Source organism: Haladaptatus ordinarius (assembly GCF_054177595.1).
In genome coordinates this window covers 1-18,275 of record NZ_JBPEHH010000083.1, presented here as the reverse complement: position 1 = coordinate 18,275, position 18,275 = coordinate 1, and the positions used below count along the sequence as shown (strand labels likewise).

General features: G+C 58.6%; 8 protein-coding genes. 7 read left to right on the top strand and 1 reads right to left on the bottom strand.

All coding sequences use genetic code 11. The annotated features are described in order from the left end of the window. Window positions 1–101 precede the first annotated feature (101 nt). From ACR3FF_RS20880 to ACR3FF_RS20855, 6 genes are all read left to right on the top strand, one after another. Window positions 102–3,455 carry a DUF6603 domain-containing protein gene (locus tag ACR3FF_RS20880; protein ID WP_458190064.1) on the top strand — a complete coding sequence of 1,118 codons (3,354 nt, stop codon included), beginning with the start codon at window positions 102–104 and terminating at the stop codon, window positions 3,453–3,455. Then, window positions 3,456–7,391: a hypothetical protein gene (locus ACR3FF_RS20875; RefSeq protein WP_458190063.1), complete on the top strand. Its 3,936-nt coding sequence runs from the start codon at window positions 3,456–3,458 to the stop codon at window positions 7,389–7,391. Window positions 7,392–7,473: 82 nt separating this feature from the next. Continuing rightward, a complete protein-coding gene (locus ACR3FF_RS20870; RefSeq protein WP_458190062.1) occupies window positions 7,474–14,115 on the top strand; it encodes a hypothetical protein in 6,642 nt (2,213 codons plus the stop codon). After that, complete coding sequence (locus tag ACR3FF_RS20865; RefSeq protein WP_458190061.1) at window positions 14,115–15,920, top strand: hypothetical protein; 1,806 nt, start codon at window positions 14,115–14,117, stop codon at window positions 15,918–15,920. Before ACR3FF_RS20870 ends, ACR3FF_RS20865 begins: the two co-directional genes overlap by 1 nt. Before the next feature lie 23 nt (window positions 15,921–15,943). Beyond that, window positions 15,944–16,162, top strand: a complete 219-nt coding sequence (locus tag ACR3FF_RS20860; protein ID WP_458190060.1) for a hypothetical protein — start codon at window positions 15,944–15,946, stop codon at window positions 16,160–16,162. Window positions 16,163–16,341: 179 nt separating this feature from the next. After that, a complete protein-coding gene (locus ACR3FF_RS20855; RefSeq protein ID WP_458190058.1) occupies window positions 16,342–16,695 on the top strand; it encodes a hypothetical protein in 354 nt (117 codons plus the stop codon). Between the two features lie 225 nt (window positions 16,696–16,920). On the opposite strand, the gene ACR3FF_RS20850 is transcribed toward ACR3FF_RS20855, so the two are convergent. Beyond that, the gene (locus ACR3FF_RS20850; RefSeq protein ID WP_458190057.1) at window positions 16,921–17,133 is read right to left on the bottom strand and encodes a PH domain-containing protein; all 213 of its coding nucleotides are present in this window, start codon (window positions 17,131–17,133) and stop codon (window positions 16,921–16,923) included. Window positions 17,134–17,483: 350 nt separating this feature from the next. On the opposite strand from ACR3FF_RS20850, the gene ACR3FF_RS20845 reads away from it, so the two are divergent. Continuing rightward, window positions 17,484–18,152, top strand: coding sequence for a DUF4397 domain-containing protein (locus ACR3FF_RS20845; RefSeq protein WP_458190056.1), 669 nt, complete (start codon window positions 17,484–17,486; stop codon window positions 18,150–18,152). Window positions 18,153–18,275 lie beyond the last annotated feature (123 nt).

Here is an 18,275-nt window from a genome sequence, read left to right as displayed (position 1 = left end):
GCTCTCACTGGAGTGAGACCGCCGTCTTTGGTTGAATCATTCGCTCATCCGCGCCAGCTACTCTCGTCTCGCCCCAGAAACCGAGTCAGTAATCAGGAACGATGGGAACTACCGAATATAGAAAAATAGTCAACCAGTTGGGAACCGAAACGCCACAGACCACCAACGACTCTCTGGAAGACGTCCTCTACGCGCTCGGACTAGTAAAGTCGGCATTCGACTCCGCAAACACCGTACTCTTGTCGGTAGAGCAGAATACTCGAACGGGTATCGCCGAGGAAGCGATTCAGTATCTCGTGGCCCTCTATCTGCAGAATGAACACAACCTTGTCTACAATACGGGAGTCCTGTTGACGCTACTCGACATTCAGCCCCCAGCGACGGAAAGCGTGCAACAGAGCATCGAAGAAGGAATGTTACCACTCATCGCGGCCAAGTACACTGATATCCGACTAGACCGTCTTCCAGCGCTCGTCGAAGACCCGCTCTCGACTCTCAAAGCTGAATACCTCTCGAGTGGCCCCCTCACAGCGGATGAACTGAACGACCTCGAACGCAGGATGTTCCCTTGGTTGGCCGAATTGTTCGGCTGGTTGGGCTTTCGAATCGCGCTTAGCGAAAATCAGCTGTCGCTACTGCAACAAGGTGACATACCCTCTGTAACGACCATTTCACGATCGCTCCTGGTCTGGAAAGAGCTGTCTGACCCGCCGGGGTCGCTATTAGCGGGTGGATTGAAAGAGGTCGCCTCGGTCGCGTTCGAGATCGCCCTGGCGAACTCGGCCCACGGACTGGGGCTAGTCGTCTTCCCTTATGGGAGCAACCAGTTCTCAGAGGAACTCGACGACTGGCGTGTCGACGTCTCGCTGTCGGCCGAAACTGACGGATTTCTGATTCACTCGGGAGGAATAGAACCGCTCCAGTTGACTCCAACCACCAGTGAGGTAACGGCAACTGGGAAGATCGAGAAACGGCTGGATCCGTCCCAGAGGCCCGGGTACGTACTCGGCCCGGAGGGGGGGACGCGTGTGGAATTAAATAACGTTGGGATCGAAGGCGAACTGACCGCGGCGCCCGGTGAAGTATCGGTGGACGTTTCGGTATCGACGGCGGAGTCGTTGTTCGTCATTGCCGCGACCGACGCGGACGGGTTGTTGACGAGCGTGCTCCCAGAGGCGAGTATTCGTGCTCCGTTCGCTCTCGCCGGGGGTTGGAATTCGGCTCGAGGAACGTACGTTCGCGGCGGTGGCACCCTAAAAGCAAATATCCCAGTTCACAAGTCGATCGGCAACGCCTTTTCGGCCGATTCGGTTACAATCGAAATCAAGCCCGCCGAAAATAGCCTGTCGATATATCTCACGTCAGCCGTCGGCCTGAAACTCGGACCGGTTTTAGCTACTATTGGAGGGATGGGACTTAGGTCGTCCCTGTCGTTCCCGGACGATTACGATGGGAATCTGGGTCAGCTGGATCTCGATATAGGGTTTGAATGGCCGAGTCGCATCGGCATCTCTATCGACTCCGGTGCTGTGACTGGCGGCGGCTATCTCGGATTCGACGCCGATAACGAGCAATACGAGGGCGTTCTCAAACTGGCGTTCGGGAACATCACGGTCAACGCGATCGGTCTCCTCACCACCCGACTCCCCGGGGGCGGAGAGGGGTTCTCACTCTTGGTCATCATCTCAGGGGAGTTCCCTCCGATTCAACTCGGCATGGGCGTCACCCTCAACGGACTTGGCGGCCTCGTCGGCGTCAATCGACAAACCCAGTTCGACGTTCTCCGCTCCGGCCTACGGAAGGGCTCTATGAAGTCGATTCTCTTCCCGAAGGACCCGCTTCGAAATGCACCACAGCTCATCAGTGACCTCCGGAACATCTTCCCCCCCAAGAGCGATCGGCACGTCGTCGGTCCGATGGCGCGATTCGCGTGGGGGACCCCGCCCATCGTCACTGCCGACGTCGGCATCCTTCTAGAACTCCCTGCCCCGGTTCGACTGGCCATCCTCGGGCGCATCAGCGCAGTGCTCCCGGCCGAAGAGGGGGCACTCATCGAACTGAATATGGACGCGCTTGGCGTCATCGACTTCGGTGAAGAGACGGCGTCGGTGGACGCCAGCCTGTATGATTCCCGCATCGTCACGCTCGTGCTCACCGGCGACATGGCGCTCCGTTCGAGTTGGGGGGACGATCCCGGCTTCGGGCTGTCAATCGGTGGGTTCAATCCCCGATTCACGCCGCCTCCGGACTTTCCTGAACTCCGACGACTCGCCCTCAACTTGTGCCCGGGGAACAATCCCCGACTCAGGCTGGCCGGGTACTTCGCTGTGACCTCGAACACCGTACAGGTGGGTGCTAATATCGACCTGTATGCGGGGGCCGGGAAGTTCAGTATCTCTGGTTACCTCGGCTTCGACGCACTCTTCCAGTTCGACCCCTTCCGGTTCATCGTTGACATCGCGGCGGGAGTCGCGCTCAAACTCGGGAGTTCGACCCTGATGTCAATCTCACTGACAGGGATGCTCTCCGGGCCGGCACCGTGGCACGTCAAAGGGAGTGCGAAGTTCAAGATACTCTTCGTCTCCTTCTCGGTGAGCATCGAGAAGAAGTTCGGTGCCCGGGCCGACCCGCCGACACTGCCCCCACCGGACGTACTCGGTGAGTTGAAAGCGGCGCTAGAGAAAGATGGAAACTGGACGGCCCAACTTCCCGACGACAATCGCACGCTCGTCTCTTTGCGCGATATCGATGCCACAGATGGCGAGGTACTCGCACACCCGCTCGGAACCCTCGGTGTCCGTCAGCGTGTCGTCCCCCTCACCGTCGCTATTGACAAATACGGGAATGCAACCCCAAGGGATTACAACACATTCGAGATCTCAGATGTCACCACCGTCGAAACGGAATTGTCCGACGACGAGACAGCCCTTCGAGAACAGTTCGCACCGGCACAGTACTTCGAACTGACGGACGACGAGAAACTCTCTCGGCCGGGCTTCGAACGCCTTCCCGCCGGTCGACGAATTGGAAACGACCTGCTGACCTATGGTGGCGAATCCAATCCAGCGATGATCACGACGACGACGCTCGAATACGAATCGACGTTCGTCGACAAGTCGCTGGATGTCTTCGTTGAGAAACTCGAGTCCCTGGGACTTCCGGTCCACGTAGCCGATGCACTGGCAAACACGAGTGCGGTCGCACAGGCAGAGACTCGAACCACTGGACAGAAGACGTTCGCTGGGCCGGACCAAAGAATTGAGATTTCGGATACCAGCTACGTCGTCGCGAGCGCCACGGATCTGACGCGTGAGGGCCTTATCTCCGGGGAGGGGGCGACCCGTATCGAGGCGGAACAGGCCCTTCAAGCACATCTAAGAGAGCATCCCGAGGCAGAGGGTGACCTCCAGATAGTCGCTGCACACGAAGTCGCGGAGAATGGAGCTGATGCGTAAATGAGCAACGCACCGCAGACGACGCGCTACCATTTTTTTCCCTTCGTCCGCGAAGGATACATTCCGACGGCCGAGGATACACCTTCGGGAGAGCTGAAACCCGGGGAAATTAAGCTTGAAGCTACAGTTGAGGGAAGCTGGAAGGGCGACGAGAGTGAACAGCAGAACAAGAAATCGCTCAAAATCGAGAAATTCCTCGACATCTATGGGCCGGGCGAGATCACCGGAATAAATCAGCGCCAAGTCGTCCGCACGGAGCCCGAACCGGGAACGACGGACTTTCCTCCGAACTACTTCCCTGCTGTGGAATTTGATCGGCCGGACCTGCCGTGGTTGTTCACGCCGGCGAAAACGACTACCGATGAGAAACTCCGTCCGTGGCTGTGTCTCGTTACCGTTCGCAAGCAAGACGGTGTCTCGTTGCAGCACGGTGGACTGAGCGGCCAGAACTCGAGTTCCCTTCCAGTATTAGAAATCGGTGGGCCGGCCGACCCCGCGGCCGAATTGCCAGATCTCTCGGAAGCCTGGGCATGGGCACACACACAACTCGTCGGGAATGTAGAAACGACGAACAAAGAAGCGATTCGCTCCGAGTTCCGCAATCAGTCGAACGTTACGCTCTCTCGACTACTCTCCCCGAGACGGCTGAAAGAGAACGAATCCTATCACGCCTGTGTCGTCCCGACGTACGAACCGGGTGTTCGGGCCGGTCTCGGTGAAAAACCCTATCCCGAGGGGAACCAAACTGTGAAACTCGCCTGGGACGTCGATACCGTAACCGGTCAAATTCGGCTCCCGGTATACTTCCATTGGGAGTTCTCTACCGGGCCGGCGGGGGACTTCGAAGCACTGGTTCGCCGGCTCTCTCCAGAACAACTCACAGACCTCGGAATCCGACCGGTTGACGCCAGCGACCCCGGTCCTGCATCACTACGGGCGACAAATGCGGAGATCGTCGACCTAGAAGGCGCCCTTCGCTCTCTGGATCTGTCGCCGCGCTCGTATGCGAGCGAGAAACAGAACGTCTTGCAGGGGATTCTGAACGAGGCAAGTGCCCTCTCGGACCCGGAGAAAGTAGCCGAGAACACCACGCCGACGCTCGGCCCACCGCTGTATGGCCAGTGGCCCGCCGCAGCGCCGACGATTCCGAACGAAGGCGGCCAGCCCGTCTGGCTCCGTGACCTGAACGTCGATCCCCGGTACCGCCTCCCCGCGGGCTTCGGGACGGGAGTCGTCCAGGACAAGCAAGAGCAACTGATGGCCTCGGCCTGGGAGCAAGTCGGGTCGGTCCGGCAGGCGAATCAACTTCTCCGATTCGCGCAGTTCGGACGAGTCGCGAGCCGAAGCCTCCACGACGACCTCGTCGACATCCCCGCACCATCACTCCTCCAGGTCACCGCGAGTCTGCACTCGCGAGTCCACTGGAGCGATGAGGGCGGAACAACGGCCACGCTCAGCCATCGAATCGAGGAGAGTCGACTCCCAGACGCGGCCCTTTCGCCGTCGTTTCGTCGCCTCGCCCGCCCGGGTGGTCCCTTCGCCCGCCGACTCGCGACGGACGGGAACGATCTCGAGTACGGCGACTTGATTCGGGGCCTCAACGACGGACGCCTGACCGTCGGGACCGACGACCACCCCAGTGGCATGACCTCGCTCGATATCACCGCCGACGGACGGTCTCTCGTCGACGAACTCTGTACGCGTGCTCGCGATGAGATGGACCTCCTCAAAGCCGACCGCAGCCACTGGGACCTCACCGGGCGTGGTCAGTGGGACGACAGAGAGTTGCTCTTGCTGCTCGCGACCGATTGCCGAGCGGTTGGTGAACAAATTCAAGACGCGTTAACCGCCGACCACCCCGACGACATCGAACCACCGCTCGAACGCCTCCTGATGGCCTGTCAGGACATCTGCGGCGGACAGGGCGGAGAGTGGGAGGGCTCGCTCCTCTTCAAGCTCCGAATCGCTCTCGGCAGTGGGTCCCTTCGAGAGATAGCGACCGCACTGGTCGAATTGAATTCGCGTGTGACGGCGGCCCTCGACGAGGTAGCGTTCCTCCGGGAGATTATCGAACAGAATCAGGCCACAATACGACTGTTGATGGAGATTCTCGACGAGTACGAAGAGGTCGACAGGCAACTGCTGACGCAGCTCCGCGATGAGTACGACGAGGACGACAGACGATCGCTGACGGAGATTCTCGACGAGTACGAAAAGGTCGATAGGCGACTGCTGACGGACATTGTCGACGAGTGCGAGCAGGTTAATAATCAACTGCTGGACCCACAGGTTCTGCCCCCGATTTTCGATGAGTGCGACGAGTTCGAAGAACGCTTCAGAATCTTCGTCGTCCGATTCGTGGCAGCGGTGCTCGGAGCGTTCTGCATAGACGCCCGAACAGCGCTCGCCTCCGTGGAACGCGAAGTGAGGGAGACTCCTGACGGGGAGGCCGAAGCCCAGGCACGAGACCGGATAGAGTGGCTCGAACGGGCGTGCATCGCAGTTTGTGGTGACGACATGGTCGTCGAGGAGGCGTTGGAGGGTGAAACACTGCTAGCCGCACTCTCCGAGCGAATCGACGAGGGTGACGTCGACGGAGCGCGCCAACTCCTCCGGTTACTGAAACAAGTACTGGCAATGGCCCGTCACTGGATACGGGCGCTCCAGAGGGCGTTCTCCGAATACGGGTGGGACGAGACGCCTCTCTCTGAATTCGCCGAGCAGTGTGACGGCTTCGAAACCTTCCTCGACCTTCTCGCTGCCAGGCTCAACGACTATCCGTCGAACGCGATAGCCGAACAGCTCGGCCCGGCCGTCTGTGGGCCCGCCGAGGAGGAGTCGGCACCATCGCTCGACCTCGAAGCCGTGAGCCAGCGACTCGGCGAGACCATCGATCCCGAGACGACGATTCGAAAGCGCGTCGAGAACCGTCTCGGGGGCATCGATCTCTCGAGTCGGGACGACCCGTTGGACCAGATACTCAAAGCCCCAGAATTCCCCCAGCCAATGTACGAACCGTTACGTGATCTCTCCGAGGAGTACCTCTTGCCCGGCGTCGCGGAGGTCCCGCTCGACAGTGTTGGGGTTCTTGCGACGAACCCCTCATTCGTGGAGGCCTACATGGTGGGTCTCAGTCACGAGATGAGCCGTGAACTTCGCTGGCGTGAGTATCCGACCGACCTCCGTGGAACCTACTTTCAGCGGTTCTGGGACCGCCGAAGTGTCGTCCCCGAACCAACCGAAGAGGAACTGAACGACATCAACGAGGTTCATCGCTGGGACCACAGCAAGAAACTCGGCAAACAGTCCTCGAACAGCGGTGTCGGCACCGGCGAAAAGCTGGTGTTGTTGATTAGGGGTGAACTCCTCCAGCGGTATCCAAACACGACGATTTACGCCGCGAAAGCGAAACCGAAGCCCAATAGCAATCCGGGCCCCGACGAACCGATTCCCCGAGCCCCTGATCTGCCTGATCCCGGGAGCGCAACTACGAAAGAGGGAACCACCAAATATCCCGTCTTCCGTGGGACAATCGGACCGGACATCACGTTCTTGGGGTTCGACCTTACTCGAGAGGAGGCGTTCGGGACCACCACGGACACGACCGACCTGGGCTGGTTCTTCCTACTTGAGGAACCGCCGGGAGAACCTCGCTTCGGCCTAGACGAACCTGACGACACCAGTTATGGCAAGCCGCCTTCCACCTGGAACGACTTGACGTGGGGGCATCTGAGTCCCGACGGGGAGTACCATTACGTGAAAGTCGGGACGACGAAACCAGGAACTGACCCACGAGGTCTCACCGGAAAGAAACTAGATGATGTTACCTGGGGAAAGAACTCGGCGCACATGGCATCTATCACTTGGCAACGCCCGTACCGCATGGCCATCCATGCAGACGATATGATCCCGCCGAAGTCAGATGGGGGACCGTGAGGATGACGTGCAGCGCAACTGAGTCAGGACCGACGACTTGCGACCGGACGACCGCCTGTCCTATCAATCAAGGTGACACTCTATGAACGGATACGAATCACTACGAACCGCCATCGCCAGAGCACGGAAGACCGCGGAAACGGCCGAGACGGACGCTCGGCGGGGAGTAGCAATACTCTCTGAACTCGAAGCAGGACTCAACAGAGTTCAACGTGGCGTGGCCGACCAAGAGGAGGTTCACACCCACGTCGACCAGTTCCGCACCCTCATCGAAACGTGGGATTATCCCACCGACGAACACATCCCGGAACCGTTCGTCGACCTCGATATCGAATCTGTCGAAGAACTCCTCGAGGCACTCACCGAGTCGTACGAATCGAGGTCGGAAGCGGAGGACGAAGCGCAATCGGAGGCACAGGCGAGATTCACTGAGTTAGTTCAGGCACTTCGCGAGGCCTTCAGTGAGTTGGATGCCAGGCAGTCCCTCGAGACGGTTGATTCCCTCACCACAGCGTTCCAGAAGGGTGGTACGGAGGAGTTCGAAACCCAGGTGGATATCCTCGAGGACGGATTCGAAAAACTCGATATCGACGAACTGGATCAGCTTCAGTGGCGAATCGAGGTTCGATACCATGACCTCCACTCAAGTCTCGACCCTGAGAACCTCACTGACGCTCTTGATAGTCTCGAGGAGGGATACGAGGATCGTGACGAACGGTCGATCGAACGGTCGCTTGAGCACCTCGGGCAGGGTGTCAGCGCGTTAGAAACGCTGGCCGACCGTAGGCGACGTCGACTCGACGGTCTCAATGCGACGCTGACAGAGCGGTATCCGAAGGATCCAGCGGCCCGACTCCCGTCGCTAACGGATCATCAGCCAGTACTCATGCTTCCCGTCAGGCTGGAGACGCGGTTCGAGTCCGTCGACGGTGAAGACGGTGAGACGGACTGGAAACTCCTCGTCCGAACGTATCCCGATGACGTACATATCGATACTCACGAATCAGGACTGACAGAAGACGAAATTCAGTGGGGTATCCACTTCTGGAAGCAGGTGTGGTGGTGGGCGACTACGACCGACCCGTCGAACGTTCCCGAAGAGGTCAGGCAGTACGTCGACATTGACTCGCTCCCGCAGGACGCCACGACGCGATTCGAGGCCATCAAGGAACGCGTCTGGGGCCAACTCGTCGAGCGATACGGAGCGGAGCGAGCCGCGTGGGTCAAGCGAGCACTCGCACCCGACCACGCCGACGAACTGCTCGGCGAGGAACCTGTGCAGAGCGTCCCCAAACCCGATTTCGAGGCCCTGGCCAGCGCTGCCGAGCGTCGGCCGGACTCCTGGACCCGACCACCTCGTGCCCGACTTCTCCCGGACCGGTGGGTGGCGTTTGCCCACTGCGGCGACGACGTTGTGACGTCGTTCAGCGAGCCGATTCGCGAACCGCTGGCCGTCGGTCCCGACCCGGACGTACTCGGCAGCCGACCCGGAGACGGCCAATCCGTGGAATCGAACGACGCCTTCGATGAAATCAGCGGGGGGGAGATGGACTGGATGTTCGACTTTGACGTCGCGAAAGCCATCGGGATGGGTCTAGAATTACCCCTGTCCGAGGAACACGTCGACGCGGGGATTGACCGTCTGGTCGTCGTGGGCGTCAAGACGGGGCTAGACGACCTAACTGCGGCAACCAAGCTGCGAGAGTTGCTGGACGCTCACCATTACACAGAGGGACTCGAATTCCTCGAACAAGGGACACCGTCGAACAACACGATTGATGAACCATCGGGCTACTCCTCCAGCGCAGACGCGACTGCGACTCTCCCAGTGGAATGTGGAGGGCCGCTCGTTGAGAGCGGAGACGAGAGCGATGGGGATATTGCCGCGCACATGCTCGGTATCGACCCGGCCCAACTCGGGACTCCACTACATTCAAATAGGGCCCACGTCTTCGCTCACGTGAGCGGCGCTGACGGGAGCGAACAGCTGGACGCCCGCCATATGAACGCCGCACTGTGGTCGGCGACGTGGGGCTACTACATCCCCCATATGTTGTTGCCAAACGACTTTACTAATAAAGTCGATACTGCTGGCCAGACTAACCTGGATGAACAGTTCCTGAAACACCTCGAAGCCCACCGCCAACATTTCGTAAAACACGTCCGAGCACGCGGACCAGCACCCGCACTTAGAGTCGGCGAACAGCCATACGGTCTCCTCCCAATCACGAACCTAAACGAGATGGCGGCTCTCGACGGAATAGCCGACGGAAACGGAAACGCTGAACGAAACGTCGCCTGCTATGAATTCACCCCGCCGAACATCGTGCGTTCGTTGGCCCAGCAGATACAGCGCTTCCGCACTGCACTGGAGGGCGGCGTCGAGAACGTTCCGACGGTGATGGACGAAGGGGAGCCAGCTGACGCCTTCACACAACTGACGAGCATGGAGGCAACCGCACACGACTATCGTCTCCGTGACCTGCTGGGTAAAAACACCATCCAATCACTGCTCACGGGCGTTGGAATCACTGACGTCGGAGCCGTGGACCCGAACTCCTTCGACGAGCCTACGAGAAGCCTCTTGCAGGAATTGCGCACCGTCTCGGCGAACCAACAGGTGACAAGGGCGATGTCGAATGTCGCATCCGGCGTCCCTACAACGCTGCTTACGCCTCGTCTCGCTCATCTGCTCTTCAGGGAGGAGACAGTCGGGCCTGTCGGACCGCTCGTCGACGACCAGTCCTCGAAGTTCATGCAGTCGCTACGTGAGACGCCCGCCAGTTCCTTGCGCTATGGCCCACCAGCACCCGTAGGTGCTGACTTCCCGACGAATCCACTGCCGTCGAGCGCTCAACTTGTGGCCCAAATCATGCACCTGAGTATTGGGGAGCGCACTGAACCCCTACTCGACCGCCTGCTATACTATGCACTCTTACAAGAGTATCTGATGGCTCGCGCTCGTCTCGGCTACTTCTGTTATACTAATGACGATACTCATATGAAAGAACACGGGCGTGACGTTTGGCAGGTCATTCCGGAACCAGAACACTACCCCGATGAGCTCGCCACCACCATCTGGAGCAAGCTCGACCAACGAGTCCCACATAATATCGCCGGTGGTGACACGTCGACGTCGTACGCTGAGGCGCTATTCTCGAATCCCGAAATCGACGACGCGTTCGCCGATGTCCAGCAGGCGTTACAGTACCTCCAAGGTGTCGAGAATGCCGACTTGGAGACGCTACTCACTGAGACGCTCGATTTGGCCAGTCACCGACTTGACGCGTGGGCAACCTCGGTGGCGACGCGACGGCTAACTGCCATCCGGAAGGAGCAAACATCTACCGATTCCGGAATACACGTCGGTGCGTACGGCGTCGTAGAGAACCTAGAACCGTCGAGCGATCCCAAATCGGCCGGATACGTCCACGCCCCCTCTCTCCCGCAGGCGACTACCGCCGCAGTCCTCCGGAGCGGGTATCAGTCCCACAAGGGGACCGAGCGTGGCGAACTCCTTGAGGTCGACCTCTCGGCAGAGCGCGTGCGAGAAGCCAAAGAACTCATCGAGGGGGTCCGACAAGGACAATCACTCGGCGCGTTGCTTGGCTATCGCTTCGAGCGGAATCTTCACGAACACGAGCGTGACCTCGACAAGTACGTCCCTGCCTTCCGAGTTCTCGCTCCGCTCGTCGCAGGGAAGCTCGCCCGCGACGGCGACGGCGGAGAAGTGACCGCCGAGGAACCGATTGCAACCCGCGATGTCGTCGATGGGGTGGCATTGAATCGGCTGTGGAACGACGACGCGATTCCATGGGGAACGACCCCGGGATCGAACACGGTGACACTGCCGGCGGAAGCCAATCAGGAGGATGAGACCAACAAAGACTTCACTGCGATAACGGACGTTTTGAAGGCACTCGATGATCAGGTCGATGCCATCCAAGACATACTTACCACCGAAGGACTCCATCAGCTACTCAACGGGAATCCGACTCGAACAGGCGGCTCGGTCGATGCCCTCTCGCGAGGCGAGTCTCCTCAGAAACTTGACGTGACCGAGACACCACGAACCGGGATCGGAGTCATTCACCGATTGTTGCTACTCTTCGATGGCGATGCCGCCCCGAGATCTGCGTGGAAACCTTCACCGAACGCAGAAGTTCGGGCGGCCGTGGAGCCGAACTTAAACGCCTTCGTCGGCGATCTCTTCGGGACACCCGACCGAGTCTGCTGTCTGGTCGAATACGAGGTCGAAACCGACGCAACCGCGGACGATGATGACACTACTGCTGAGTCCGAACGATCCTGGAATACGACAGTGGTTCGCCTTTCGGACCTAGGTTTGTCCCCCCTCGACGTACTGTACCTCACGGAGGGTGAAGCAGAGACACAACGGTCGGAACTCGAGCAACGCGTCGTCTATTATCTCCGTCGGAAGGGCCCGGCTGACGTTGCACCGGACGGAGAGGTCACCATCACATTTGGTCCGATCGACGAGTGGGATGTCGACCTGGATGCACTTACCGGTGGGATGAACGCAGATATCAGCTTTGGTGAGCTGCTCGAGGTCGCGCGAACCGCACGAGAACTAGTGACCAGTGGTCGAGCAGCCGATGCGAGTGACCTCGCGCTCCCGGAAGAGAAGCCCGACGCCAAGTACGCGCCCATACTGAACACCCGTGCCAACAAAGCTCATGAGCAACTCCAAGAGATCCAGCAGCAACTCGAGTCCGTCGTCCCACTCTTCGAAGAGTCGGGCGGACACACACGTCCGATAGATGCCCTCGACGAGCTCGCTGACGCAGTCGCGGCTGCTGGCACTGCGATTCCACAGGGGGAGATCGAGGATCTCAAGGACGACCTCAATATGCTGTCGGCTCGGGGCCTCGTTGCCGATTTGATCCGAATCCACGAGATTCGAAGCCACGGCATTACTCTCTCGACGATCGACGGGGACGTTCTCGTCCGCCCGACGGCGGACCAGCGAATTGTGGGCTGGACGACCGCCAGACGCGAAAGCAAGGTTCATCTCGAGGTCGAAAATACGGCTAAAACCTTCGGATTCGAGGCTGAGGCCGAAGTGCAAGAAGACGGTCACTTCGAGGTGGAAGCCGACTTCAGCGGCGTCGGGGACGGAACCGAGTTCACGGTGAGGGCCAGCGTGACGAAAGTTCCCCATGAATCCCCGCCCGAGATCAGTGTCTCAGGACGAGCCGTTCAGTGGTATCAACCTGAGTGGCAGCTAGATGAGTGGCTTCCCCACCTGGGTCGGCTGTCGACGGTCTCGAATCTGTTCGAATCTTTCTCGAAAGCGAGCTCCGAGCTACTGTCGGTTCGAAAGTCACTATCCACACCGCCAGACGGTACGGACGGGAAATCCTTCGAGAACGCGGTCGGACCCGCGTTGGAATATCTGTACGAGGAGGACGATGAGATGCGAGTAGCAATGAAGACGCTGCTCACGTCATCGATTTCCTTGCCTGGATTCGATTCCGACACTGCCGAGCTCACGTACTGGCGAAAATTGGAACCGATACTCGAAGGGGTTGCCGAGGAAGCGATACTTACCCGAGAGCAGGCTGTCGAATACAGTATCCTCGACGGATTTGAGAACTCGGCAGTTCGGACAGAGGTGCAGCAAACCCTTGACGTGTTGCTCGGCCACCTACGGACGGAAGTTGCTGAGTTCGATACGCTGCTCGACACGAAAGCCGATGTCACACCGCTTCGGTCTAACGGGTTAGAAACTCTTCGAGACGGTCTGTTTCGTGCCTCCTATTACGGCATCCACGGGACGATTCCCCTATCGGCCACTGGCACGAGCGAGGACGACGTAAAAGCGCTCAGTGCGCAGGCGTCTTCAATCGTGGAGGAAATCGAAGATCGAGTGACTCAGGCAACTGCTGCCCTTCCTGACGGTCAGATTGAACCGACCCCGGAACACCAGCGAGATCGTCTCGAAGCGTTATTCGGTGAGTCATTCGTGGTGCTACCACCGTTCCAGCCGACGAACGGAGCTGAACTTCGGGATACGTTCGCAAAAGGCCACAACGAGACGCTTCAGAACGGTGACGTGATGAGCGTCGAGACGTGGTTCCAGCGAGCCGCACGCGTTCGTGAACAGCCACGCACGCTCCAGCAGGTTTTCACGTATGGCGAGACGCTGGGAGAGTTCAATCCCACTCGTGCCCCCAGGGTTCAGGCGGGACAGTTACCATACCGTGAAGCGGACACGTGGGTCGGATTGCCCGAGGCATGGCCTGATTCGGACGATGAAGAGCGTGTTGGTGGTCGGCTCTCGCTCGTTGCGCATCTGTACGACGAGTTCGATGCCGACGGGACGATGGCTGGACTCTTCGTGGATGAATGGGTCGAAACCGTCCCAGGAACGACGGAAACGACAGGGCTTTCGTTCCACTTCGACCGTCCGAACAGCCGAGCCCCACAGTCGATGTTGCTCGCAGTTCCCCCAACGGATGATGGGTGGAGTCTGCAAGTGCTAGCCGACATCGTCGAGGAGAGCCTTGAGTTAGCCAAGCTCAGAACCGCTGATCCGGACGCACTTTCGAAGACTGGCCTCGGCCATCTCCTCCCGGCGTTGTGTTTCGCAAACAACTCCCGCAAAGAGTCGGGGAGTCCGGATTCAATCTCTATCGACCTCCAGGAGTTGCTTCCGGTTCTGCAACTGGTTTTCCTCGATGATTGGGAGGTGCCCGACTAATGTCACTCACGACCTGGAAACGGCTCGAACCGCGCACGCGAAGTGAAAAACTGAACGGCCGCCGGGCAGCGGTCCACGACCCGCTCTGGTTACTCGGTCGTCAGTGGCAATTTGGCGAGTTTGAAGGCGAAGATGCAGGTTCGCCGATCAAGGTGTCGTACTCTCTTGAATCCGATGCGGTGACGTGGTATCAGCTCGGTGACGGAGAGCCGAACACGTACAGCGGAGCTGAGAACGAGGTCAGCGCACCACCTCTGGAAGCACTCATCGAACGCGAAGCCGTTCGGCCGGAGCCAAAATCGGGCCGGGTAGACATCCGGCAAGCGGCTGAAGCGGGCGAACACTTCCTCCGACTGCTCGGTCACCATAATGTAACCAAACAAGATGGTTCGCCGCTCCAACCGACGGATTTCGACGGGTTCGTGCTGAATCCAACGGATTGGAGCGACAGCGAACTTGACGACGAAGGGCAGCGATACTCGATGATTGTCAGCGGACGAGTTCTGGACGGGGCGGCGTTGTTCCAGGCCTTTGAGGACGACACGACATCGGGACCCAAGCCCGATGTGATTCTTAATGAAGATGAGGCGTACAACAAAGCGGTGGAGGAGTACTGTTCGTGGTATCGCGACTTATACGACGAACCGGAAGCTGAGGAGATCTCGGCATGGGACCCCTCCCGAATGGAGTACCAGTTCGCCGTTTCGACGGGTGCAGGTGAGAACGAAACAGTATTCGAAGCAGACGAGTATGCTTCAGGCCGAGTAGACTGGTACTCGTTTTCTGTCGCCGCAAATCAGTCTCTTCAACCTGGAGATGGGGAAATAGCCGACGAACCCGAACCCTCGGAGCCGCCAGCAGATGACGACGAAACGGAGGAGGAACCTGCAGAACCTCCCGTAGAAATGATTCCAACAGCGGCGACTTATCCGGGGATGCCCAAGCCACGGTACTGGGAATTTGAGGACGGGAACGTCAACTTGCCCGCAATCGAGATGGCTGCCGAAGACCTGTCGCGACTTATCGTTCAGGAATTTGGACTCGTCTCCGGCGATGACTGGTTTGTCGTTCCAGTCCCGATGAACGTCGGATCACTTGCCCGTATTACGACCTTAGAAGTCGCCACCACGTTCGGGGAGACCTATTCGATCAACTCGGTGATTGAGGAAGATGCCGCTGATGGCGACGAGCTGTGGAATATGTATATGTTCACAGATACAGGAAGCAATGGGAAGCCCGGTCTATTCTTGCCTCCGATGCTTGCAGACACCCTCGAAACCGAGCCCGTTGAGGAGGTGCAGTTCGCCCGCGACGAGATGGCGAACGTAGGGTGGGCGATTGAGCGCTTCGTTGAAGGGATCGTCGGCCAATCGCACAACCGGGAGGAAGCGAGTACTCCTATGGAAGGAGATGAGGTTTCTGCCGTCAAAGGGTCGCTTGGTGAAAATGGTGTAAAATCCGCGTATCAATTGATGGGATCAGTTCCCGAATATTGGTTCCCGCTTTTACCCCAGCCGGAATCGTCGGGAGCAATTGGCGAGATTCAATTCGAACTTGGGCGACTGCTCCACACTGAACCAGAATCGAAGGCAGAACCAGGAGGACGTATCCTCAATTACCCCAATCTCGTCATCCCAGAAGAAGAAGTTCCACGCGCGGGCGCGACAGTGAAGCGAACCTATCAACTCGGTCGCTGGATGGATGGGACGACCAGACTGTGGAGTGGTCGTACTAAAATTCCTGGACGAGGAGAAACGTCAAGCGGGCTGCAGTTCGATGCCATCGATGAAGAGCCGTCAGAATGATTTGTCGATGTTATATTTAAACTATGGTTAATGAACCTAACGAGGATCTCTCCTTTGCTGAGTCCGCTGGAAGTCCTCCTGCGGCGATGGGCGACAGACCATCGAGCGTTGATCACCTCAACTTCAAGCCGTACGTGGACGCACTGAAGACCTTCCTCATGCAAGCGAAGCCTCCGTTGACTGTCTCGATCGAGGGCAATCGGGGAGCTGGGAAGTCCTCGTTCATGATGCAACTGGAGTAGGAGCTACGGAAGCAGGGACACTTCACGGTCTACTTCAATCCGTGGCGCTACGAGTCCGAGGAGGCGGTGTGGGCAGCCTTCATGCTAACCTTCCTCGACTAAGTGGAGGGCGACCTCTCGGTCCTAGATCGGTGGTACGGTCACCTCAGGCTGGTTGAGCGTCGGTCGAGGGGGCGACGGTGCGGGCGCTCCTCGGGCTTGGTGCAGCGGTTCTTGCGACTCTCGTCGCGTACGTCCTCCTCCAGGTCGTTTCGAATCTTCTCGAGACGGACGTGCTCGGCACGGTGCTCGCCTCCCTCGACCCGGTGCTGGGTGTCGTCTCACTCGTTCAGGACGACAAGGCAGACGTTCGATGGCACGCTGAAGAGGAGAGTCTGGAGTGGGATCGGGACGCTCACGTTCGATTATCCTCATCAATTTGGATCCGTTTCGAAGACAGCACGCTCCACATCTGTCCAGTAGTCATCGAGCGTGGATGGTTATTGGGATGCACCTCTTCGGTGGATGTGTCAGACACTGAGGCCCTGTTCTAACAGCTCGCGAACGCGACGCAGTTTGACGAGTATCTCGTTCATCTCGGCTTCATGGGCGGGTTGGGAGCCGTAACAGGAGACGGTTCTCCGCTCTCGGTCACTTTCGGTGGTCGTTAGCGAACCTTTGCCTGGATCTACTCTTTGATTTCCTCGAAGTCGCTGACGCCATCGATACTCAGTTCGGCGCTCGTCTGGCCGGCGTAACGGCGGTGTGGTTCCCCGACCTTACCGGCGAACGAGTCGCTGGATCGGCCCTTGGACGGCGTTGACGTTGACGATACGGTTGTACAGCACCGTCGACTTGTGCGGGAAGAACACGTCCCGGCGGTAGTCGATCTCGTCATCCGTGAGTCGATAGTCGACCGTCCGGTAAAATGCCGGGATCCACCACGTCACGAACCCAAACACGATGACGAGGATACCCCCGACGACCAGCACTACCCACCCTTGGACCTCTCAAAGGATGCCCGTGTATGCAAGAATTCCGACGACCGCGAGGACCAGGACGAGCGTTATCGCCTCGAAGACGAAGTAGATCTTGAGCTCCTCCGATTTGAACCACTCGTTTTGGGGTCTCGGGGGGTGACTCTACGCTTTCCTGAGTTTTCGAGAACCGGTGATTCCCGTCGTGATCTCGTACGCGGCCAAATCATCCTGATTACGACGATTACACGGGGACAGACAGTGGGGATCGATGTGTTAATCGAACCGAGATGAGATCGGTCGAAATTGCTGGACAAAATCCTTTTCTACTAACCAATGGTGCCTTTTGTGGGGGGGAAGTGCAGATGACTCAGACACGACGACACGTACTTCGAGCAATTGGGGCAAGTGGACTGACCATTTTCGAAGGGATTTCAAGCGCACAAGAGACGACTACGGCGAATAGCGGCGAGGTCGCCCGTCTTCGAATCATCCACGCCGTCCCCGGCGTGCCGGCAATCAATGTGTTTGTCGACGGAGAGCGCGTTCTGAACGGTGTGGCATACAAGGATGTAAGCGACTACCTCGAATTCGAACCGGGAGGCCACACCCTTCAATTCGCGCCCGCAGGGGAAGGACGGGAGGGTGCGTTTCTCAAAGAACGGCTTACGCTCGAAGCCAACACCGATTACACATATGCGGCGGCAGCGGGCACGGGCGATACCCCAGGTCCGTTCCTGTTCGTTGACAACAACGAAATGCCGTTAGGGAATCAGGTTCGTTTGCGAGCGATCCATCTCTCGACCGATGCGCCGGCAGTCGATATCACAGCAGATGGTGATGTTCTGGTCGAAGGACTCAAAGTCGGTGACGCCAGTAACTACGTCGAAGTGCCTGCCGGGTCGTACACACTCGAAGTTCGACCCGCCGGCATCCGTTCTAGGCTAAGCCCGCTGTATCCGGGGCGAGCGAACCAGGATTCTGTTCGTTGGTCGGGTCAGCACAGTCAGTCACAGGCAATTGCTCCGAGATGAGGAGGCTATAGGAGCGCTCACGGCGGTGAGCGCTCCGAACAGTCCACTGAATCCGAAAGCTGTCGCTGGAAATCTTCACGAATTCAACCTCGTTAGGGCGGGTTACGCGAGATCAACTTCGAA